General features: G+C 64.9%; 22 protein-coding genes. 8 read left to right on the forward strand and 14 right to left on the reverse strand.

Going from position 1 to position 19,890, the window contains the following annotated elements; translation table 11 throughout:
* Window positions 1-57: 57 nt before the first annotated feature.
* From ACCD03_RS01810 to sctU, 14 genes are all read right to left on the reverse strand, one after another.
* Entirely contained in the window at window positions 58-3,780 is a 3,723-nt protein-coding gene (locus ACCD03_RS01810; protein WP_413410647.1) for a hypothetical protein, read from the reverse strand.
* Window positions 3,781-3,913: 133 nt separating this feature from the next.
* Window positions 3,914-4,318 carry a hypothetical protein gene (locus ACCD03_RS01815; RefSeq protein WP_413410648.1) on the reverse strand — a complete coding sequence of 135 codons (405 nt, stop codon included), beginning with the start codon at window positions 4,316-4,318 and terminating at the stop codon, window positions 3,914-3,916.
* Between the two features lie 176 nt (window positions 4,319-4,494).
* Window positions 4,495-4,950: a molecular chaperone Tir gene (locus ACCD03_RS01820; RefSeq protein WP_413410649.1), complete on the reverse strand. Its 456-nt coding sequence runs from the start codon at window positions 4,948-4,950 to the stop codon at window positions 4,495-4,497.
* A 3-nt stretch (window positions 4,951-4,953) separates the two neighbouring features.
* Window positions 4,954-5,196, reverse strand: coding sequence for a hypothetical protein (locus ACCD03_RS01825; protein WP_045205542.1), 243 nt, complete (start codon window positions 5,194-5,196; stop codon window positions 4,954-4,956).
* 170 nt (window positions 5,197-5,366) lie between these two features.
* On the reverse strand, window positions 5,367-5,567 hold the full coding sequence (locus ACCD03_RS01830) for a hypothetical protein (protein WP_045205541.1): 201 nt from the start codon (window positions 5,565-5,567) through the stop codon (window positions 5,367-5,369).
* Window positions 5,568-5,776: 209 nt separating this feature from the next.
* Window positions 5,777-6,022, reverse strand: coding sequence for a type III secretion protein HrpX (locus ACCD03_RS01835; protein WP_413410650.1), 246 nt, complete (start codon window positions 6,020-6,022; stop codon window positions 5,777-5,779).
* Window positions 6,023-6,064: 42 nt separating this feature from the next.
* Window positions 6,065-7,039, reverse strand: coding sequence for an HrpD5 family protein (gene hrpD5, locus ACCD03_RS01840; RefSeq protein ID WP_413410651.1), 975 nt, complete (start codon window positions 7,037-7,039; stop codon window positions 6,065-6,067).
* Window positions 7,036-7,965: a type III secretion protein HrpV gene (locus ACCD03_RS01845; protein ID WP_413410652.1), complete on the reverse strand. Its 930-nt coding sequence runs from the start codon at window positions 7,963-7,965 to the stop codon at window positions 7,036-7,038. Before ACCD03_RS01845 ends, hrpD5 begins: the two co-directional genes overlap by 4 nt.
* 9 nt (window positions 7,966-7,974) lie before the next feature.
* Window positions 7,975-8,235 (reverse strand): type III secretion system export apparatus subunit SctS, encoded by a 261-nt coding sequence (gene sctS / locus ACCD03_RS01850; RefSeq protein ID WP_024978147.1) that lies wholly within the window; start codon window positions 8,233-8,235, stop codon window positions 7,975-7,977.
* Between the two features lie 10 nt (window positions 8,236-8,245).
* The gene (gene sctR, locus ACCD03_RS01855; RefSeq protein ID WP_045205537.1) at window positions 8,246-8,896 is read right to left on the reverse strand and encodes a type III secretion system export apparatus subunit SctR; all 651 of its coding nucleotides are present in this window, start codon (window positions 8,894-8,896) and stop codon (window positions 8,246-8,248) included.
* Window positions 8,883-9,926, reverse strand: a complete 1,044-nt coding sequence (gene sctQ / locus ACCD03_RS01860) for a type III secretion system cytoplasmic ring protein SctQ (RefSeq protein WP_413410653.1) — start codon at window positions 9,924-9,926, stop codon at window positions 8,883-8,885. Before sctQ ends, sctR begins: the two co-directional genes overlap by 14 nt.
* Before the next feature lie 40 nt (window positions 9,927-9,966).
* Window positions 9,967-10,563, reverse strand: coding sequence for a type III secretion system protein SctP (gene sctP / locus ACCD03_RS01865; protein ID WP_413410654.1), 597 nt, complete (start codon window positions 10,561-10,563; stop codon window positions 9,967-9,969).
* Between the two features lie 6 nt (window positions 10,564-10,569).
* Window positions 10,570-12,582 carry an FHIPEP family type III secretion protein gene (locus ACCD03_RS01870; protein WP_413410655.1) on the reverse strand — a complete coding sequence of 671 codons (2,013 nt, stop codon included), beginning with the start codon at window positions 12,580-12,582 and terminating at the stop codon, window positions 10,570-10,572.
* Window positions 12,583-12,592: 10 nt separating this feature from the next.
* Window positions 12,593-13,747, reverse strand: a complete 1,155-nt coding sequence (gene sctU, locus ACCD03_RS01875; RefSeq protein ID WP_413410656.1) for a type III secretion system export apparatus subunit SctU — start codon at window positions 13,745-13,747, stop codon at window positions 12,593-12,595.
* Window positions 13,748-14,027: 280 nt separating this feature from the next.
* On the opposite strand from sctU, the gene ACCD03_RS01880 reads away from it, so the two are divergent.
* From ACCD03_RS01880 to sctT, 8 genes are read left to right on the forward strand one after another with little or no spacing between them, the layout of a single operon-like run.
* Window positions 14,028-14,513, forward strand: a complete 486-nt coding sequence (locus ACCD03_RS01880; protein ID WP_045205532.1) for an HrpB1 family type III secretion system apparatus protein — start codon at window positions 14,028-14,030, stop codon at window positions 14,511-14,513.
* 20 nt (window positions 14,514-14,533) lie between these two features.
* Window positions 14,534-14,920, forward strand: a complete 387-nt coding sequence (locus ACCD03_RS01885; protein ID WP_024978154.1) for a type III secretion protein HrpB2 — start codon at window positions 14,534-14,536, stop codon at window positions 14,918-14,920.
* Window positions 14,920-15,729: a type III secretion system inner membrane ring lipoprotein SctJ gene (sctJ, locus tag ACCD03_RS01890; RefSeq protein WP_413410686.1), complete on the forward strand. Its 810-nt coding sequence runs from the start codon at window positions 14,920-14,922 to the stop codon at window positions 15,727-15,729. Before ACCD03_RS01885 ends, sctJ begins: the two co-directional genes overlap by 1 nt.
* Window positions 15,726-16,364 (forward strand): type III secretion protein HrpB4, encoded by a 639-nt coding sequence (locus ACCD03_RS01895; protein WP_413410657.1) that lies wholly within the window; start codon window positions 15,726-15,728, stop codon window positions 16,362-16,364. The genes sctJ and ACCD03_RS01895 overlap by 4 nt, the downstream gene beginning before the upstream one ends.
* Window positions 16,349-17,092 (forward strand): type III secretion system stator protein SctL, encoded by a 744-nt coding sequence (sctL, locus tag ACCD03_RS01900; RefSeq protein WP_413410658.1) that lies wholly within the window; start codon window positions 16,349-16,351, stop codon window positions 17,090-17,092. Before ACCD03_RS01895 ends, sctL begins: the two co-directional genes overlap by 16 nt.
* On the forward strand, window positions 17,089-18,408 hold the full coding sequence (gene sctN / locus ACCD03_RS01905; RefSeq protein ID WP_413410659.1) for a type III secretion system ATPase SctN: 1,320 nt from the start codon (window positions 17,089-17,091) through the stop codon (window positions 18,406-18,408). Before sctL ends, sctN begins: the two co-directional genes overlap by 4 nt.
* A complete protein-coding gene (locus ACCD03_RS01910; protein ID WP_252694731.1) occupies window positions 18,405-18,902 on the forward strand; it encodes a flagellar FliJ family protein in 498 nt (165 codons plus the stop codon). The genes sctN and ACCD03_RS01910 overlap by 4 nt, the downstream gene beginning before the upstream one ends.
* 34 nt (window positions 18,903-18,936) lie before the next feature.
* Entirely contained in the window at window positions 18,937-19,785 is an 849-nt protein-coding gene (gene sctT / locus ACCD03_RS01915; RefSeq protein WP_413410660.1) for a type III secretion system export apparatus subunit SctT, read from the forward strand.
* Window positions 19,786-19,890: the final 105 nt, after the last annotated feature.

Consider the following 19,890-nt stretch of genomic DNA (forward strand, 5'->3'; position numbering starts at 1 on the left):
AAAAACCGGCGAAACGATTAATTCACCGGCTTATATGACAATTTGATGAAATGATCTTCAGCCGAACTTGATGGCAGCGAGTTCGCGCGTGCCTTCCGCTTCCTTGCTGGCGCGTAGCTGTAGCGCGCTCGTCAGGCCACGGCTGCGGCTGGTGGATACCTGTTCGACGATCGCGAGCTTCTCCGGCACACGGGACGTGGGCGCCTCCAGCAGCGCCTGCGCCAGCGCTTCGGAAGCTTGCGCGTCGGCAGAATTCGGATCGATGCTGCGATGCAGGTCCGCCAGGGCAAGGTGCCCCTCGATCTCGCGTGCGGCCGACGGCCGAAGCCGATGCCGATGCAGGTAGCGCTGGTTGGGGCGGGCGTGCGTCTCGACGGTCTCGCAATAGGCCTCGAACTCACGCGCGGCTTTTTCCGGCGTACCGCCGGGCTTGTGGGCGAGCATGTTGATCCACGCATCGCGGTCGCTGCGCACCACGGCCAGGTATTCGCGCACGCTGCGGTATTCGGTGTCGAAGTAGCTGACGCGATCGGCAATCTTGCCGTTCTGGTAAGCCATCTTCACCTTCGTCGTGTGGCCGCCTTCGGAGAGCTTCCAGTTGAACCCGAGCGGCATGCCGCCGGTAAACGATTGTGTGAATTTGCCGCTCTCGCCGGCCTTGGCCGATGCGTTGTCGTCGGGGGCTGCCGTGTAGAAGGTGCGGCCCACCGAGAACGCCAGGCCGGCGCGCGCCGTCACCTTGTGCCCCGTGGCGACGCTGAACTGCTCCATGCGCATCGTGCCGGTCTTCTCCTGCAGGGTGGCCGTGTTGCTGAGCGTCTTCTCGCCGCGCAGCCGTGCTGACGGGCCGATCCGCACCGGGGTGTGAGGGCTGCTCACGCGTACGTTCATGCCAACGCTGGCATCCATTGACGCGCGCCAGCGCTTCTTGGTCTGGTCGACCCAGCTGATGGAAATGCCGCCGCTGCCACCGCTTTCGCCGAAGTGCTGTGCCAGCGTATTCCACAGCGTGTCGGCATCGGGCCGGTGCTCGGGCGCGGCGCTCGCCTGCTCGAACAGCAGGTTGGTGGCCTTGACAATGGCATCGGCCGCAGCCTTGTCGTCGTACTTGATGGGTTCCCAGTCGTCGTGGCCTTCCACCGGGCGCTGCGTGGGCCGTGTGGCCCGGATGACCACGCCGCGCGGCTCACCTGTCTCCAGATCGAATGGCGTGACCTTGACGGCGAACAGATTGGCGCGCAGGCGCTTGCCCCACGTTTTGAGGTCGTAGCCAACGGAGGCGCCCACACCAACCGACGCGCGCATCGTGCGGTCAGTGCCGACGAACACGTCGCGCCCATGTGAACTGCGGCCGATTTCCACCACGGCCTGGCGGCCCCTGCCGTAATTGGCGTCCAGTTGTACGGACACGGGCACCGGCAACGCCTTGCCGACGTGCGACAAGCCTGTCGATACGCCGGCCGTGCTGCCGCCAATCCAGCCACCGTTGGACAGGCGCACCTTGTTGCCTGATTCCATGGACGTGAGCAGCGTCTCGATGGTCTTGCGCGCGTCTTCGATGGTGGGCGCCTGCATCTTGAGGTCTTCCGGGTGCTCGAGTTTGTCGGCGCGCTCAAGTGCGCTTCGGAATGCGGGCGCCTCGGCGGCCTCGCCCGCGTGGGCACTCCAGTAGCGCAACAGCGTGGCCGATGGCTGCAGCCCCACGAGGTATTCCGGCGGCTCGCCCACCAGGCCGGCGTGGTCGATGAGCTGCGCCACGTGGGCCTGCGCGGCATTGACTTGCGGCAGGGTCAGCGTGTTCAACCGGTTTTGCGCCCAGGCCCGGCTGTCTGCATCGTCGGTCAGTCCGGTCAGGGCCACGAGTTGCGCGAATTCCTGGTGGGCCGGCGAGCTGCCCGGCGTGCGGGCGACGGCGGTTGGCTCGGCGTTCTCGCGCTGCATGCGGCTGACAGCTGCGCCGACTTCCGGCTGCAGCGCACGCAGCTTCTCTGCCGTGAGTGCGTAGTCGCTCAACGGCGCGTTGGCGGCTGTCAGCTCGGCCCAATGCGCGAGGATCGTGCCGCGCCAAAGATCGCCCGGGTGCGCGATGGTGTGCAGTGGCGGTGCATTGCCAGCCTGCGCAAGCGTGTCGATCATCGATCGCAGCGCCGCCGTATAGGTGTCCATTTCCTTGACGAGTCCAGGCCGCTGTGCGCCGTGCATGCCGAGCGCAGCCGATGACAGCGGCGATTTCTTCTTGCCGATCATCTGCCAGAAATGGCTGCCCGTGGTTTGCTTTTCCACCCGCGGAATGGTGCGCCCGACAAACTTCGCCAGGCGTGCCTTGGTGTTGGCCAGATCCGAGCCCGGACCGTCTTCACGAAAGCCCTGGTGCCACGCAAAAAGGACACCGGCCTGTTGCGCGCTGACGGGCTCGCCGCGCAGCTTGAGCGCAGCGGCGTGCATGACGTTGACGGCGAGTGACTCGGCCTGGGTGCCGCTGCCAGCCGGGTGGGCGTGCAACAGGGCGGTGGGGTCGGCCGCCGTGGTGGCGGCCGTATGCACATGGTCGGCCGCTTGCAAGAAGGCGCGTGCGGTGTGCGCCTGCTCCGGTGTGGGCGGGGTCTGCATCAGGCCGGTCAGCGCTTCAAAACCGTGGTGACTGCGCGAGAGCAACTGCGCCGTGCGCCAGGCCGCGCTTGCCACGCCCGCATCGCTCATGCCCTGCGGCATTGGCGGGACCGTCAGGCTGCGTGAAGAACCAGCGGAGCCGTCTGAGCCGTACTGGGCCGACAGGCTGGATTGCCGGGACAGCGAACGCGGGCTTTGCTCGTCACTGGTTCGGCTGGCGCCGGCCTCGCTGCGCTGTGGCGACGTTTCGCCCTCGCCAAACAGATGCGACAAGCCCAGGTCCGACGTGCTGGAGCGCTGCGACGACGTTGCCGATGCCGTCTCATTGAACAGGCGGCCCATGCCCAACGAAGAGCTGCCCGTGGAACGTGTTGAGCCGTCATGGCTCGGCGTCGGTAGAGGTGCCGCAAAGGCGGCAGCATCAAAGTGCACCGCATGCGAAACGTGCTGCAGCACCCGCAGCGCATCGCCTGCATTGCCGCCGCTGGTGGCCGCCAGCGCGCGCGCCGCCAACATCGGGCGGATGTAGCTGCCTGCTGCGGACGAGCTGCCCTGCGCTGGAGCCGCCAAGACGCCGAGCCGATCGGCCAGCAGTTCACGTTCGCTTGCACTGCCCGCCGTGCGGAACAACTGCGCAATGCTCTGGCGGAACGCTTCGGCCGTAGCCGGAACCGTCAACGCTGCGGTCGATGATGCCGCCTGGGGCGTCGGTGGCTTTCCGCGTTGGCGCAGGCGCTGCGCACCCTGTTCGGCGCGCTGCATCATGGTCGACGTCTTGCGCTGGGAACGTGCCGCGCGGCGCGTCTCGTGATGTTCCTGCACCTGCGGTGTGGCAGGGTGCGGTGTGCCTTCGGCGGCCTGCGGTGTTGCCTCGGGCGTGGTCGTCAACGTGCCGCGCGTGGGCGCCTTGTAGTTGTCCACCGTATTGAACGACGTGCCGGAGCGCTTGCGATCGCTTAACAGCGTGGCCAGCTCTGTCTCGTCACTCTTGGGCAGCTTTTCGCGCACGCGCGATTTCAGGTTGCCGAGCCAGCCACCTTTTTTGCGAGGCTGCGGAGCAGCGCTGCCCTCAGGCGGGGGCGATGGTGTGCGCGCAGCGAAGTCGTGGAGTGTCTCGTACTCCGACGGCGATGTCGGCACGTTGACGGGCAACAGGCGTGAAGGTGGCATGGCTCGGAATGTTCAGGCACTGGCGTGGTCAATCGGCATACCACTTTGATGCGGCCGAATGACAAACGCGCGTGCAATGCGAATCCGCCGTGACGATGGCGAAGCTGCATGCCACCGGCCCACGCGCAATCCGTCAGTGCACTGACCACTTTGAGACCGATATGGCTGAGGCAGCAAGCCCGGACATTGCGTCAACGAGCAGGGCGCCCGTCGGGTCGTCGTGAAGCGTGTAAGGAAAGCGATAGACCAGCGTGCCGGTGCGCGCCTGCTGCGCCACCACGCCCCGCGACGAAGCTGGCAGACCGAGGCAGAGCCCGAGGATCACGTGCAGTGCTTCGTCAATGTTGATCTCGAGCGGCTTGCCGAGGTCGATACAAACGGTGACCGACCCGGGATCTGCATCTGCATCTGCATCACAGGTGAACCAGAGCTGGTATGCGCCGATGAGGATGGGGTGCGCAGCGAACGGGAAGAACTCACCGGCGCGTAGAAGCGGGATGTCTATGGTTGGCAGATACGGTGTGCGTGAGGCAGACATGAACTTGGATTGGCGATGCCGCCGAGCCGACGCGTCAGCTTCAACGAGCACCTTGGCATGTAATGCCGCGAGCGTACGGCGTTATATGACAGCGGACGTTCGCGTTCACGAAATCATCACGGGTGCTGCGAAGCCGCTCGGGTGGAAGCGTTGTCGTTCGTGCCTGGCATTGCGCGTTAAGCGCGAATCCAGACGTAGGTGCCGTTCGCGAGGTTCTCGAACATGTCGTCGGTGGTCTGCAGGATGTTGTCGCGCCAGTAGCGGCCGTGCTCGGCATAGTGGCCCAGCAGTTCGGCTAGCTGTTCACCGTCGATGTCGGGGTCGTACGCCACGCGCACGATCAGGATGATGCCGCCCGTATCGCCATCCAGCCCCAGCTGGGCATGGTCTTGCGCATAGATGGTGACGTTGGCTTCAAGCATGAGGCGGAACACGCGCAGCGTGCGGCCGCCTGTGACGATGCCGTAGTCGAAGTTCAGGTAGAACGCATCGAGGTCTTCCTCGACTGCATCGATGATGACTTCGAACCCTTCAACCGTGAGCCTGCCGGCGGCGATGATGGCATCGGCATCCGGAATCTGCAGATGCACGCACATGTCGCGGATGAGGCTGTCGCGCCGTTCGATGCTCATGCTTTACACCAGCAGATCTTTGGCCGCTTTCGGGCCGGCTTCCATCAGCTTGGCGAATGCCTGTGTGCGGTTCAGCTCATCTTCCAGATGGGCTGCGTTCAGCATGTCTTGCGTGCCGGCGGATACCACGGCTTGCAACGTGCCCGATGCGCGCGCACCTGTGTGGGCGTGTACAAGGCGCGAAGTGGATTCGTCCGGCGCAGGGGTTGCAGGAGCTGCGGAAACGTTGCGGTGGATCGGTGTCATGTCGGGATCGCGGTAGCAGGTCGGATTCAGTGAATCGGGCGGCGGCGCGATGGGCCGAGAACAGAGAACAGCAGAAGCGCGCGGTGCGGTGTGTTGAAAAACCGCTCGGGAACGGCGCGGCCCCGTTCCCGAACGTTGGCGGCACAAGGTGTGCCGTCCAGAACCGACCATTACGAGATCAGGTCCTTGGCGGCCTTCGGGCCCGCTTCCATCAGCTTGGCGAACATGTTGGTGCGGTTCAGTTCGTTTTGCAGCTTGGCCGCGTTCAGCATGTCAGCCTCGCCTTCCTTGGTGATGGCCGTGTTTTGGGCGTTGAACGACACGTCGCTAGCAAAATCGCGCACGCCTGCGGTAGCGGTTTGAATGGTCATGGAAAACTCCTTTTGCAGTGGATGAGTGGTCTCGGGTGAGAGCCGGGTTTTTCAACAACACCCCGGTATGGGATGCCGCTGATTCGGTGTAGCGAACGTGTTGCTGTTGTGTTCGCCGTGAAGTCATCTTCGTGGATTTCTCTGCGCTGGACTGGCGAGGAAGCGAAATGTGATGTCGTCTCGCGAAGCCCGTCTGCGCGGTGCGCGTGTTATGCCGGGATCAACCCCGAGCACACTTGTGCGGCGCTGGAAAAACCATGCGACAGCACGCGAAGCTGCTCGCGGTTGTTGACGTCCGTCGCGCGAATGGCGCGCTGTTCAATGTCCATGGCGGTGCGCTTGAGCGCTTCGACGGCCTTGTTCAGCGGGCCGAAATCCTTTGGGCCTTCCTGCTTGGCAAAAGCCTGAATGCCGTCAAACGTTTCGATGATGTCGAGCGAGAAGTGATCAAACATAGGGGTCTCCTGAAGAGGGAATGGCAAGAACGTACAGGCGCCTTAACGCTGCGCAGCGAGAAAATCTTTGGTGCCGTCGGAGCTTTCGATGTAGCTCAGTTCATCCACCGAAAGTGCGGATGTGGCATCGGCTTTGGGGTCACGCGTGCGTGCCTGCGTGATGTCCAGGGCGATGTCCTTGATGTTGCCGCCCAGGTCGCTGCGCACATGGTCTGCCGTTGCACGAACCCGTTCGGGGTGCATGGCTGGCCCCGTGATGGAGAACCGGTTGCTGCCCAGGTAGCTGATGCGCAGCCCCGGTTCCTGCAGCGATTCACGCAGGTTTTCAATGACCTCCTGCGCGATTGAAAGATCGGTGTGGACAGACGCTGACACCGCTCGCAGATCGCGCAGTGTGGCGAGCTCTTCGGCGGCTGAAGTCACGATGCCGTGCACGACGATCTCGTTGTCGTGCTGCTCGATCTGCAAGCCGTCGATGCGGTGCAGTGCCAGGCATGTGCGCACACGCTCGATCAGCGGTATTTGTGCCGTGGCTGCGGAATGCGCGGCGGAGGATGTTTCGCGTGTCGATGCCAGCAGCAGTGCGCACGGCGTGAGCAGCGCGACTGCCGTCACGCCCATCCAGCCTTTGCGTGCGCGAGGCCGGGCAGGCGTGGGTGTGTCGGAAGCAGGGGCTTGCACAGCGGCAACGCTCTGGGTGCTGGCCTCGGTCGCTGCGGGCGATAGCACGCGCTCCAGCAGTGCGAGGTCGGACGGCCATGCCTCGCCGGCCGGGCCGACACAGAGAATGACCTCGCCAAAGCGGCGGGGGGTCAGGTCGTCCCAGGTGCTGCCGCCATCGTCGGATTCAATCAGGACGCCGTGTTCCGTATCGACAAGCAGCGCGATCGGATCGCCCGCCCAATCAGAGATGCGGATGCTGGCTTGTACGTCGGGGCCTACCGTCCAGCGGCCCGGCGTCAGGTCGAGGCTGGCGCCGGCATGCGCGCCTGCCAACACGCGGATGTGCTTGTTCATGGTGATTGCGGGGAAGGATCAGGAAGCGGAGGCAGGGCCAGACCCAGCCCCGCCCGGTAAGACCAGAGTTCGGTTGTCCAGCGGCGTGCGACGGCGCTGCTGCGTGCAATGCTCTCGCCGCGCTCGCGGCCGATGCGCGGCCGCGAAGGACTCAGCAGCAAGAGCGGAAACAGCAGGTTGAACGTCTTTTCGCGGTCGGTCAGCGCGCTGGCGGCGTGTTGCGGCGTGGTGGTCGCCAGCAGCCGGTCTTTTACGGCGGCTAGCGTGCCTGGCGTGCCTTCAATAGACGCCTGTTTCAGATAGCTGCGCAGGATGTCGAACGCCATGCGCAGCGGCATCGGGTGGCCCGTATGCATGGCATGCCGCACGGCAAGCAACTCCTGTTCAAGGCGCTGGTAGCTGGACGACTCCACGTCTTGCAGCAGCGTGTCGGCTGGCAACGCACTGGTTTCAGCGGCTGCGGCTTTCTGCGGTGCGGCGGCATCAGTCTCGGCGGCTTGTTCCTGCAAGTACTGCAGCAGCAGGGCACGGCGGCCCTGGGCGCTGCGGTGGTCTCGCGACTGTTCGTCATCGTCGTCGCGCTGGCCCTGCCGGGACGACAGCCCAATCACCATGGGCTCGACCTTGCGCGCATGCTCTTCCAGCATGAGGAGCAACTCTTCGAACGTGCTGTCGGTGATGGGCTCTTCGGGTGAACCCGCTGCGCTGCGCTTGCCTGTGCGCGGCCGGCGAACGCGCTTCGCAACCTGCGCGACGTGCTTGTGGCGGTGCAGTTGATCTTCGACCAGCTGCTCGGCCCAATGGTGGTGTCCGTGCGCGCCATGCCGATGATGCTTGCGATGGTGCGGCGCAGCCGTGTTCTGCGGTGCCTGTACCGGATCGGGCAACGAGAGAACGTTGGGCGTCGAGGCGGAGATACGTGTCATGGCACCCCCTTACTGGAAGAGCGATTGCAGGATCGTGTTGCCGAACTGCAGGATCGATGCAGCCCCCCACGGCGCAGCCACCACAATCACCACCGATACGATGATGAGCTTCAGACCGTGCGAGATGCTGCTGTCCTGCAGCGACGTCACGGCTTGCACGAACGAGATCAGCAGCCCGGCAATGGCGGACACCGCCACAGCGGGCAAAGACACCAGCAGGCACAGCATGAGCGCCGTGCTGGTCAGGCGCGTGATGTTGTCGTAGTCCATGGCGCCCCCTTTAACGATAGGTGTTGACCAGGCCGTGAATCAGCACAGACCAGCCGTCCATCACCACGAAGAGCAGCAGCTTGAACGGAATGGCCACGTTGCTGGGCGTCACCTGCGACAGCCCCAGCGCCATCAGCAGGTTGGCGATCACGAGGTCGATCACGATGAAGACCAGATACAGCAGGAAGCCGATGCGGAATGCCGCCGTCAGCTCCGTCAGCGTGAAGGCGGGCGCGAGGATGATCAGGTCGTCTTCCTTGAGCTGTGCGGCTTTGGCTGGCGGCCAGAGTTGCTGCGCCGAGCGCATGAAGAACGCTTTCTCGCGTGCATTGGTGTGTTTGTCCAGAAACTGCCGGAACGGCTCGCGCGCGGCATCGAGCAGCGGCATGACCTGGCTGACGTTCGCGCTGGAATCATTGAGTTGCATGTGGGCGCGCTGCATGGCCTCCATGCCAACGGGGGCCATTACGAAGCACGACACGATCATCGCAATGCCGTTGAGCACCATGCTGGGCGGCACCTGTTGCACGCCCAGCGCGTTGCGCAGCAGCCCGAGCACGACCACGATCTTGGTGTACGACGTGACCACCATGGCGGCAAACGGCAACAGCGCAATGGCGACCGCCGCAATGATGAGCGAGGCGAATTCAATGTTCTGCATGGCGCGCGCTCATGGCGGAGATCTGCAAGCCGAGATGCTCACCCACTGCCACGAGCTGCCCGTGGCCGAGCGTCTGGCCGTGGCAGACCAGGCGTACCGTGGCATCACGCAGCAAGACGGGCAACTGCAAGACGTGGTTTGGTGCCAGCGCGGCCAGCTCGGCCAGCGGTAGGCTCATCACGGCAACCTCAAGGTGTACGGGCACTTCCAGTGCTTCTACTGCGATGCCGTCAGTGCTTTCGGATGTGGTGCAGTGCGCGGAGGTGGTGTCGTCGTCAGCGAGCGTAGGAACATCGAGGATCGTCACAGTGCCTTCCTTGTAGTGAGCATGGGCAGTGAAGTGGGCGCGTCGGCTGTCGCCGCATGTCAGGCGTACGGCGCCTGCATCGGTGTCGGGGCAATAGGCGTGCTGGCCCCAGCCGAGCAGAACGTCGCCGGCCGCAAGCGAAGAGAGGGTGTGCGTTGCGCACCGCCGGCTGGCGATACGAACGCCCACCGGCAGGCCCACCACGCCGAGTTGTGCAAGCACAGCGTTGCGATCGGCCACGGGCGGTGCAGGCGGCGCGGCATGCCAATCCAGCGTGGCGATGCGGCATGCCGTTTCACCGTATGGCCCATCGAGCCGCATCGGCAATTCCGGCGGATCGCTACGTTGCGCATCGTTGTGTTCGCGCGTGAATGTCGCCAAGGTGGCGTCTCCCAGGCCCGCCGCAGACAGCGTGTCGAGCATCGGTGTCAGCCAAAGCCCGGCAAGCGCCGTGCGGCGTTGCGCATCGGCTTCGTGTGCGATGGCGTGGAGCGCGGGGTGGTTTGCACCTTCAACAACAACGTCGACCGCACACAGCGATGAGCGAATGCCTAATCGCATGGGCGCCTGCATGGGCGCGGCGTGGTCTACGGCGTGCAGTTGCCAGTGGCGTCCGTCGTCATCTGGGAACGGCGTGCCGATCAGCCGGGTCAACGCGGCCTGGGCCGGCGTGAACGCACGCAGATGCGCATCGAGCGGGGATGGCGTAAGCCCGGTGTCCATAGCGAGTCAGCGGGAGGTGTCGGGTGGGGTGTGGCAACGGTCACCACACTTCGAGTTCGATATCGATGCGCTGCTCCAGCAAAACGTGAATGCGTTGGCGCAGTGCATCGCCGTGCTCGGAGAGTAAGTCGCGCGCCCGTGGGTGTGCCGCCAGGAAGCGAAGCCATAGCGTGTGGGGCGAAAGGCGCAGGGTGAGGCGGGTGTCGGGCAGCACGCGCGGGTCGAGGTCGAGCGTGACTTCCCAGCATTCGCTGTTGGCTTTTACAACGCGGGAGCCGCAGAACTTGGAGAGCAACTGCGCGAGATGTTCTGTCACGGTGCTCCCCACGCTGATCTCGGAGCACGTGCGCACCAGGCGGCTGGCCATGGCCGAGGTGTGCAGCGGCGGGGTCTCGGGCTGCGCTTCATCGGGCTGCGCGTCGGCGTGGTCTTGGGTGGGCGGTTCGTGCTCGGCGGTGTCTTCGCATGCAGCGTCGCCGTACGCATCGAGCGGTATCCAGCTGGTACTTTCAACCGCGCAGGGTTCGGCCTGTATGCCGGCCCGCCCGTCAGCGCTGCGTTGCGCTACGGGCCGCCGGACGGGCGTGGTCGGATGGACGATGGGCGGGGCTCGCCACAGGCGTACGGGCGTGGTCATGGCGGCTTACAGCGTGAGCTTGCCCACGGGCTGGAGATCAACGTACGCGCCCAGCTCCTGGAACGAATAAACGTTCAGCGCCTGCAATCGCGGCTCGATCATGCGGCGGACATAGCGTCGGATGTCCATGGACGTGACGATGGCAAGCGCACCCGCCGGCGTTGTTGCCGATTGCGGCGCGCTGCGGCTCATGTGCTCCAGCCGCGTCACGATGGTGTCGACCTGTTGCGGATCCAGCGTCAGGAAGTTGCCCGCCGGCGTGGGTTTGATCGCCTGGCGCACCGCCTGCTCCACCGTCGGGTCCAGCAGAATGGCGGGCATCTTGCGTGAGCCGCATGTGGCCTGGTGCGCGATCTGCCGCCCCAGATCGCCGCGCACGTACTCCACCAGCATCAGCGTGTCTTTTTCTTTCGGGCCCCAGATGACAAGGCTTTCCAGGATGGCGCGCATGTTGCGGATGGGCACTTGCTCTTCCAGCAGGCGGCGCAGCACGTCGGCCATGCGCTGCGCGGGCACAGCCTTCTGTGCCTCGGTGACCAGACCCGGGTACTCGGTGGTCACACGTTCCATGATCCACTGCGTTTCCTGCAGGCCGATGAACAGATGCGCGTGCTTGCGCAGCACGTGCACGACGTGGTCCGCAATCACCTGTTCAGCGTGGGGCGCGGTATCCGGGGTGGCGTCCAGTTGCGCACGCAATGGTTCGGGCAGATCGGATACCGATACCTTGCCGTCGGACACCGCCACCGGCTGACCCGGGATGTCGTGCACCAGCACCTCATAGGCGTCTTCGGGTTGCGCGGCGCTCTTCCACACGGCAATGCCAGGGAAGGGCAGGCCCAGCTCTTCAGCCAATGCATGCCGCCCGCTTTGAAATGCGGCATCGAGTTTCGGAATGTCGAGCCCCTCTGCCAGCCGCGTGCCAAGGCGAACCCCCAGGGGTGCCGTGAATGACGGGGCCTTGTCGGCAATCGTCGGCGCTTTGTCCTTCGACCCTTCGCGCAGCAGCGCGGGCAGGGTATCGGTGTCGGCCGTGCTGCCCGTGTTCAGGCGCTTGCGCAACGTGTAGCCAAAGGCGAAGACGGCACCTGCCAGCGCGACAAACAGAAACGACGGAAACCCCGGCACCAACGCAAAGCCGGCCAGCAGCGCGCTGGCGGTGAACATGGCCCGTGCACTGGTCGAGAGCTGCCGCACGATCTCCTTGCCAAGCGAGCTTGGCTTGGCGCCGTGGTCGTCGTCTGACACGCGCGTGATCATCACGCCGGCCGCGACCGAGATCAGCAGCGAAGGAATCTGCGACACCATGGCGTCGCCGATGGACAGCACGGCAAAGCGGTTGGCGGCTTCACCAGCCGTCATGCCGTGGTACGTGATCCCGATCACGATGCCGGCCAGGATGTTGACCAGCGTGATGACCAGGCCGGCAATCGCATCGCCCTTGACGAACTTCATGGCGCCGTCCATGCCGCCGTGCAACTGGCTTTCCATGGCAAGCAGCGCGCGGCGCTTGCGGGCCTCGTCTGCGCTCAGGTGGCCAGCGCGCAGGTCGGCGTCAATGCTCATCTGCTTGCCGGGCATGGCATCGAGCGTGAAGCGTGCGCCGACCTCGGCCACACGCTCGGAGCCCTTGGCGATCACGATGAACTGCACAGTGGTGATGATCAGGAACACCACCATACCCACCACCAGGTTGCCGCCCACCACGAGCTTGCCGAAGCTCTCGATGATGTGGCCGGCGTCTGCATGCAGCAGGATCGATTTGGTCGACGCGATGTTCAGCGAGAGCCGCAGCAGCGTGGTGAACAGCAGCAACGACGGAAATGCCGACAGCGATGTCGCCGCCGGAATGTACATCGTCACCATCAGCAGCACGACCGATAGCGTGATGTTCAGCCCCAGCAGTGAATCGATCAGGACGGTGGGCAGCGGCAGCACCATCAATGCGATGACGGCAACCACCAACGCGGCGATGCCGATTTCGCCGCTGAATTCAGAGAAGGCGGTCTTCTTGGCCATATCGGATGCCTCAGTTCAAGATGGAAGGGCTTGCGCCGGTGTGTCTAGCGCCGGTGTCTTTCGCGCCGATCTCGCCGACCCAGGCGAGCACTTCTGCCACGGTTTCAAACAGCGCTTCGGGCACGGGGTCGTTCAGCTTCACGAGGTACAGTGCGCGTGCCAGCGGCGGGTTGCCGATGATCGGAATGCCCAGCGCCTGCGCTTCTTCGCGCAACCTCAGGGCTTCGTCGTCGACGCCCTTGGCGGTGATGCACGGCAAGCCGCACTCTTCGGGCGCGTAGCGAATCGCCACGGCGTAGTGCGTGGGGTTGACGATCACGGCTTGCGCGCCGGCCACGCTCTGTTTGGGCTTGGCCTCGTCCACCATCTGGCGTGCCAGTTGCTTGCGCTGGCCCTTGATGTGCGGATCGCCTTCGCTGTTCTTGTGCTCGCGCTTGACTTCGTCCTTGCTCATGCGGTGGTCGCGGATGAAGAGCCAGCGCTGGATGCCAAAGTCCACCGCGCCGAGCAGCAGGAACAGCAGACCGCCTGCGCCCAGCAGCTTCACCAGCATCGACATGCCGATCTGCGCGATATCCATGACTGGCTGATATGGCGTGCCCACGATGGTCGGCAGCAGCATCAGTACCAGCTTCCACAGCGCGGCCCCAACGGCGAGCGCTTTCACCACCATCTTGAGCAGGTCAATCATCGAGCGCATGGAGAAGATGCGCTTTAGACCCGATGCAGGGTTGATGGCGCTCATCTTCAGTTCGAGCGGCTTGGTCGAGAGCACGATGCCCGTCTGCCCCCACGTGGCAATCCATGCGACCAGCGCAAACACCAGGCTCAGCGGCAGCGTCATCAGCGCCAGCTGAAGCGCGACGTGGCCGAGCGTCTGCTTGAGCGTCATCGCCGGGTGCCGACTGTTGTTCACATCGAGCGCAAGGTCGACCAGCGCGCGCCAGCGGTCGCCCAGCAGCGATGCCGTCATGGCAAGCAGCAGGCAGCCCGCCAGCAGCACGACGGCGGCGATCAGGTCGGCGCTCTTGGCGGTCTCGCCGTCTCTGTGCGCATCTCTGAGTTTCTTGTCTGTGGGCTCTTCGGTTTTTTCGTCCGACATGGCGGTGCCCTGGGTGTCGACGGGGGAGGCCGCGGCGTACGGTGCCGTAGCGATGCGACGCATTGTGCAGACGCGGGCGCTACGCGCTTGGCGCCTGAGCGAAGGTGGATGCGCCGTTCCGAAACCCGGGAAAGAAAGAGCAGGGCGCGGGGAGGGCGCGGCGAAAGCGGGCGGGCTTGCGTTGTGCGCACTGACGCACAGGGCCTGGCCAACTTCGGGGTCGGGCGCTCTTTTTCGGGGCGGTTGGCCGGCGCGCGGCATGCGGGCGTCTATGGTTCCACCCGAGGTCGGCCGGTCTATCAATGCCGGTATCGACATGACCCGACACGGAGAACCCTGCGATATGGAACCGATTCAATGTAGCAACCGCCTGCTGGGCGGGCTGCTCGAAGTCTTGATGTACGCAACGCGCAGCGGCCAGTTCGACAACGCGCAATCGCTGCTGACTGCATTGCGCACGTTGCGCCCGAATTTTCGCGAACTCGACCTGGTGGAAGGCTGGCTTTTGGTGGGCCGGCATCAATACGCCGATGCCGCGCGCATCCTGCGTGAGCTGCACAACGGCGAGCGCGCCGAGAGCGTGGTGCCGTTTGCCTCGGCCATGATGGCCCTGTGCCTGAACGCCCTGGGCGATCAGGAATGGCACGTGTATGCCAACGAGGTGCTGGCCCGCGACGAAGACCCCGATTCCGTCGCGCTGGTGCGCACGCTGATCGGTGTGCAGGAAGAAATGGATGCCGGCACGTTCGGCACCGCCACCGCGGCGCCCGCCGCAGAAAGCGTGGATTTGAGCGCGTACCACAGCGCGCATTACTTCACCCGCGCCTAACCATCCTCCCGGAGTCCATCATGATCCAAGGTCCGACCGCCATTCCGCCGGTGACTGCCGGCACGCCGGGCACCGGCATTGCCCCGGCTGAAGCCGCCACGCCAGCGCCCGAGCTTGTCGCTCGTTTCGAATCCATGCTGCAGAACGCCAAGCACGGTCAGCACCACAGCAAGGCGCCTTCGGCCGTTGGCGAACTGGTCAAGAAGGAAGATGCCGCCGTGCAGGCGTCGATGGCGCGTGTGGAGGCCATGACCGAAGCCGAGCGCGGTATGTCGGTGCAGGAAGTGGTGGCCGAAGGCGTGCGTGTGCAAATGGAGTGCGCGGCCACCATGACGAAGATCCATCTGGGCAGCACCATTGCGCATTCCGGCAAGAACGCCGTGCAGACCTTGATGCGGAACCAATGATGCGGACCGCGCTTCCATCCGGCCGCATGCGGCGCGGCGCGCTGGCACTGCTGTTTGTGCTGACTGCGTTGCTGGCGGGCTGCAACAAGCAGCTTTTTGCGCAGCTGAGCGAGGCTGACGCCAACGACATGCTGACCGTGCTGCTGCAGGCCGGCATCGACGCGCAGAAGAATTCGCCAGACGACGGCAAGACTTGGACGGTGATGGTCGACCAGGATGCCTTTGCCCGCGCGATGGAAGTCCTGCACAGCCACGGCTTGCCGCATGAGAAGTACGCGAGCCTGGGCGACATCTTCAAGAAGGACGGGCTCATCTCTACGCCCACGGAAGAGCGGGTGCGCTTCATTTACGGCGTATCGCAGCAGCTTTCACAAACGCTTTCGCGCATTGATGGCGTGTCCGTAGCCAACGTGCAGATCGTGCTGCCCAACAACGATCCGCTGGCCACCGTGGTCAAGCCATCCAGCGCATCGGTGTTCATTAAATACCGCCCGAGCGCCAACGTGTCTTCGCTGGTCCCCAGCATCAAGAACCTGGTCGTGCACAGCGTGGAGGGGCTCACCTATGAGAACGTCAGCGTCACGCTGGTGCCCGGCACCGTAGATGCGCCCACCGCCGATGTCGCCAGCCGCGCGCCCGCCGGTGTGTCGTGGGCCACGCTCGGCGCCGTGGTGGGTGCGCTGGGCGTGATCGTCCTGCTGTGGCGTGCCGCAACCCGGCTGTCTGCTGTACGGACGCGGCTTGACGCAGCGCGCGCGCGCCTGGAAGACAAGTTGCCGGCACGCTGGAAGAAGCGCGCGACAGCATGAACCACACGAGCGCCGCACCCGATCCGGCCGCCGCCATGATCCTGCGCATGTTGCACGCGTATCAAGAGCGGCTGCATGGGCTTGCGCACGTGCGCGATGCGTCGGCGCTGGCCCCACGGGCAATCGATGTGCCGGCGGGCGCAGCCCAAGACTGGCGGCAGGTGTGTATCGCGCTTGGTGTGGGCCAGGTGGGCTTGCCGACATTGCTTTCGCACGCGCATCGCCTGGCGGTGCTCGATAAAGACGACCTCCAGCGCGTGCTGGCCGCCCGCATGCTGATAGGCAGGCGCGCCGCGCTGGCGCGGTGCATTGACGGTGCTTACCTCGCCGGTCTTGCCGGTCTGTTGGGGGAGGCAGCGCTCACCGCTTTGACGCAACGCGAGCACTGGGCGCCAGACGCCGGTGGGCCGCTGCCGGTGCTCGACTTGGCGCAGCTTGCAGAAGCGGGCCTGCATGCCCTGATTGCCGACGGTACGGTGTCGGATCTGTCGCTCGCGCAATTGATGCGCCTGACGATCGGCATGCAAGCGCCGGTACCGCCGTGCGCCGGCACGCCAACCGCTGAAACGCAAGCCGAAGGCTTCATGGCTGTGTTGCCTGTTCTCTTTCCGGAGTTGTCATGGTTATTTGGTTGAGGCGCGATGCTCCGCTGGGCATTGGCTCAGACGTGATTCGTGCTGAAGACTACGGGCACGTGGTCGAGCTGGATGCCGCATGGCAGGCCGTGGAAGAAGCACGCGAGACCGCATTGGCGCAGGCTCACGCCCAGGCTGAAGCCATCGTGGCGCAAGCCCAGGCCAATGCCGACGAGTTGCTCAGGCAAGCCGAGCAGCGCGCGCAGCGCAGCGCCAAGCTTGGCTATGCCGCCGGTCAGCGACGTGCGTTGGAGGATTTTCACGCGTCCATGGCCGCGCGTGCGTACGACGATGACGAGGCCACGCGCCGCGAGGAAGACCGCCTGATCGCCACGGTCATGCAGGCGGTCGAGCACGTGGTGCTGGAATCCGATCGCCAGGCGCTGTTCGCGCGCGTGGCCGCCACGCTCGGTCGCGTGCTGCAAAGCCAGGCGCGCCTGACGGTGCGCGTGTGCGCAGACGAGATCGAACCGGCTCGCGCCGCCTTCGCCAAGGCCGTGCAGACGGGCTCGCTCAATGCTGCCTTCGAGGTGCTGGCCGACGATCGTGCGGAGCCTGGGCATTGCCAATGCGAATGGGACCACGGCGTGGCCGACGCGAGCCTGCGTGTGCAATTGGCGGCCCTGCGACAGGCGCTTTCAGCGCGCAGGCGCAAGCCTCTTGAACATGCCGATCCGCAAGAAGATTTCGCAGATGGCGACGGCGGCTTTGACGAGGATGCGGCATGACCAAGGCTGCGCTGATCGACGCCATGGACGAGGCGATTCGTAGCGTGGCGCCCGTCCAGCGGCTAGGCAAGGTCGTGGAGGTGACGGGCACGCTGCTGCGTGTGGGCGGCGTGGACGTCAAGCTTGGCGAACTGTGCACGTTGACCACACCGGATGGCACGGCGCTTCAGCAAGGCGAGGTGGTCGGCTTTAGCGAGCACTTTGCATTGCTCGCGCCATTTGGCGGCGTGGTGGGTTTATCGCGCTCGACCCGCGTGGTGCCCAGCGGGCGCACGCTTTCGGTCGGGAGCGGGCCCGGCTTGCTCGGCCGCGTGCTGGATGGCCTGGGCCGACCCGCCGACGGCGGACCGCCGCTGGATGTGTATGACTATGTGCCGGTGTTTGCGCAGGCGCCTGACCCGATGTCGCGCCGCCTGGTGGAACAGCCGCTGGCCACTGGTGTGCGCGTGATCGACGGATTGGCCACCTTGGCGGAAGGGCAGCGCATGGGCATCTTTGCGCCGGCCGGCGTGGGTAAGAGCACGCTGCTCGGCATGTTGGCGCGCGGCACCGAGTGCGATGTCAACGTGATCGTGCTGATTGGCGAGCGCGGCCGCGAGGTGCGCGAATTCATCGAGCAGATCCTGGGCGAGGAAGGCATGCGCCGCTCCGTGCTGGTGTGTGCCACGTCGGATCGATCGTCCGTGGAACGCGCCAAGGCTGCGCACGTGGGCACCGCCATCGCCGAGTATTTCCGCGACCAGGGCCTGCGTGTGCTGCTGATGATGGACTCGCTCACGCGCTTTGCCCGCGCGCAGCGCGAGATCGGCCTTGCTGCCGGCGAGCCGCCCACGCGGCGCGGCTTTCCGCCGTCGGTGTTCGCCGAGCTGCCGCGCTTGCTTGAGCGTGCCGGCATGAGCGCCACGGGCTCCATCACCGCGCTGTACACCGTGCTGGCCGAAGACGAATCCGGCAACGACCCCGTGGCCGAAGAAGTGCGGGGCATTCTGGATGGCCACTTGATCCTGTCGCGCGATATTGCCGCGCGCAATCGCTATCCGGCCATCGACATCCTGAACAGCCTGAGCCGTGTGATGACGCAAGTCGCGCCGGCTGACCACTGCGCCGCCGCCGGCCGCATGCGGCAATTGCTCGCCAAGTACAACGAAGTCGAGACGCTGCTGCAGATGGGCGAATACAAGGAAGGCAGCGATGCCGTGGCCGACACCGCCGTGCAATGGAACGGATGGATGGAAGACTTCCTGCGCCAACGCACCGACGAGTGGTGCAGCCCAGATGAGACATATCGACTGCTGAGCGAGGTAGGCCAGACATGAAGCGCAAGCGCTCCGCGGTATGGCACACGCTGATCGAAGCCAAAACGCGCCAGCGCCGTCGTGTCGAAGCGGAGATCGCTATCGCACAGCAAGGCGTGGCGGATGCACAGGCCGCCGCGCAAGACAGTGAAGACGCGTGCGAGCGCGCGCATGAGCGGCTGCGCGGGCATATCGACCGCATGGATCAGCTGATTGCCGCCCCCGTGCTGCTGGCCGATGCATACCTGCGCTACGACGCGTTTCGCGGCGAACTGGACGATGCGGTCGTGCAGGCCGAGCACGACGTGGCGGCTGCGCACGCCGCCGTGGCTGAACGCGAGGCCGAACTCAAGGCGCGCCGCCAGGCCTTGGCGCGGCTCGATGCCATGCTCGACCAATGCCGCAAGACTGCAGAGCGGATCGACCAGCAGGAAGCCACCGAGCGCGAGCTTGCCACCGAGGAAGAGGCCGTGGAGGCCATCCTGGCGCGTCCGCGCCCACGCGCAGCGGCTTGATGACGAAACATTCTTACGATATTCACGCCCGCATATGGAAGCCATCGATACCGTTCTGCACGCCTGGTTTGATCTTGATGAAAGCGCGGAGGTCATCCTTGCGCTGCTCGCGCTGTCGTGCGTGCGCATCATGACCATCTTCGCGATCCTGCCGGCCACGAGCGATCAGTCCATGCCCGGCACGGCGCGCAATGGTGTGGTCTACACGCTCGCCATCATCGTGGCGGCGGCGCAGCCACCCGCCGTGGCGGAACACCTGAGCGCGGCCCGGTGGTTCCTGCTGGCGGGCAAGGAGATCTTTCTGGGTGCGTGTCTTGGCTACGCGGCGTCCACGGTGTTCTGGGTTGCGCAGACGGCGGGCACGATCGTCGACAACATGGCGGGCTTCAACAACGTGCAGATGAGCAACCCGTTGCAGGGTGACCAGAACACACCCATCGGCAACACGCTGCTGAACCTGGCCGTGACGCTGTTCTATGCAGCGGGTGGCATGCTGTTCCTGCTGGGCGTGGTGTTCGAGTCGTTCCACTGGTGGCCGCTGGGCGCCACGCTGCCTGACATGAGCGCCGTGGCCGAAAGTTTTCTGCTGCAGCAAACCGATTCCATTTTCTCCACGGCCGTCAAGCTGGCCGCGCCGGTGATGATGACGCTGTTCCTCATCGACGCCGGCATCGGGCTGCTTTCGCGTGCGGCAGACAAGCTCGAACCCGCTTCGCTCGGCCAGCCCATCAAGGGTGCGGTGGCCATCCTCATGGTCACGGCGCTGGTGGTGGCCATGTCCAGCCAGGTGCGGGACACGCTTACATATAGCCAGTTGCTGCAGCGGGTCAAGAACGGGCTGGTGGGCGATGGCACGTCGTCAAAACCGAAAAATATGCGGTGAGGATTGTTCAGCGCCTGACGAAGCTTTGTTGAGATTGTCGGTGCGGCGATTTCTTAGGATGTCCTTAGGAAATCCAACACCAAGCGGCCAGCCCTTTGCCAGCCG

The organism is Ralstonia sp. Ralssp135 (genome assembly GCF_047304345.1).
GTDB classification, from domain to species: Bacteria; Pseudomonadota; Gammaproteobacteria; order Burkholderiales; family Burkholderiaceae; genus Ralstonia; species Ralstonia chuxiongensis.

Bases quoted from the DNA above. Each gene is read 5' to 3' on its own strand.
- ACCD03_RS01810 (WP_413410647.1), bottom strand. From the start codon at position 3,780: ATGCCACCTTCACGCCTGTTGCCCGTCAACGTGCCGACATCGCCGTCG.
- ACCD03_RS01815 (WP_413410648.1), bottom strand. From the start codon at position 4,318: ATGTCTGCCTCACGCACACCGTATCTGCCAACCATAGACATCCCGCTT.
- ACCD03_RS01820 (WP_413410649.1), bottom strand. From the start codon at position 4,950: ATGAGCATCGAACGGCGCGACAGCCTCATCCGCGACATGTGCGTGCAT.
- ACCD03_RS01825 (WP_045205542.1), bottom strand. From the start codon at position 5,196: ATGACACCGATCCACCGCAACGTTTCCGCAGCTCCTGCAACCCCTGCG.
- ACCD03_RS01830 (WP_045205541.1), bottom strand. From the start codon at position 5,567: ATGACCATTCAAACCGCTACCGCAGGCGTGCGCGATTTTGCTAGCGAC.
- ACCD03_RS01835 (WP_413410650.1), bottom strand. From the start codon at position 6,022: ATGTTTGATCACTTCTCGCTCGACATCATCGAAACGTTTGACGGCATT.
- hrpD5 (WP_413410651.1), bottom strand. From the start codon at position 7,039: ATGAACAAGCACATCCGCGTGTTGGCAGGCGCGCATGCCGGCGCCAGC.
- ACCD03_RS01845 (WP_413410652.1), bottom strand. From the start codon at position 7,965: ATGACACGTATCTCCGCCTCGACGCCCAACGTTCTCTCGTTGCCCGAT.
- sctS (WP_024978147.1), bottom strand. From the start codon at position 8,235: ATGGACTACGACAACATCACGCGCCTGACCAGCACGGCGCTCATGCTG.
- sctR (WP_045205537.1), bottom strand. From the start codon at position 8,896: ATGCAGAACATTGAATTCGCCTCGCTCATCATTGCGGCGGTCGCCATT.
- sctQ (WP_413410653.1), bottom strand. From the start codon at position 9,926: ATGGACACCGGGCTTACGCCATCCCCGCTCGATGCGCATCTGCGTGCG.
- sctP (WP_413410654.1), bottom strand. From the start codon at position 10,563: ATGACCACGCCCGTACGCCTGTGGCGAGCCCCGCCCATCGTCCATCCG.
- ACCD03_RS01870 (WP_413410655.1), bottom strand. From the start codon at position 12,582: ATGGCCAAGAAGACCGCCTTCTCTGAATTCAGCGGCGAAATCGGCATC.
- sctU (WP_413410656.1), bottom strand. From the start codon at position 13,747: ATGCGTCGCATCGCTACGGCACCGTACGCCGCGGCCTCCCCCGTCGAC.
- ACCD03_RS01880 (WP_045205532.1), top strand. From the start codon at position 14,028: ATGGAACCGATTCAATGTAGCAACCGCCTGCTGGGCGGGCTGCTCGAA.
- ACCD03_RS01885 (WP_024978154.1), top strand. From the start codon at position 14,534: ATGATCCAAGGTCCGACCGCCATTCCGCCGGTGACTGCCGGCACGCCG.
- sctJ (WP_413410686.1), top strand. From the start codon at position 14,920: ATGCGGACCGCGCTTCCATCCGGCCGCATGCGGCGCGGCGCGCTGGCA.
- ACCD03_RS01895 (WP_413410657.1), top strand. From the start codon at position 15,726: ATGAACCACACGAGCGCCGCACCCGATCCGGCCGCCGCCATGATCCTG.
- sctL (WP_413410658.1), top strand. From the start codon at position 16,349: ATGGTTATTTGGTTGAGGCGCGATGCTCCGCTGGGCATTGGCTCAGAC.
- sctN (WP_413410659.1), top strand. From the start codon at position 17,089: ATGACCAAGGCTGCGCTGATCGACGCCATGGACGAGGCGATTCGTAGC.
- ACCD03_RS01910 (WP_252694731.1), top strand. From the start codon at position 18,405: ATGAAGCGCAAGCGCTCCGCGGTATGGCACACGCTGATCGAAGCCAAA.
- sctT (WP_413410660.1), top strand. From the start codon at position 18,937: ATGGAAGCCATCGATACCGTTCTGCACGCCTGGTTTGATCTTGATGAA.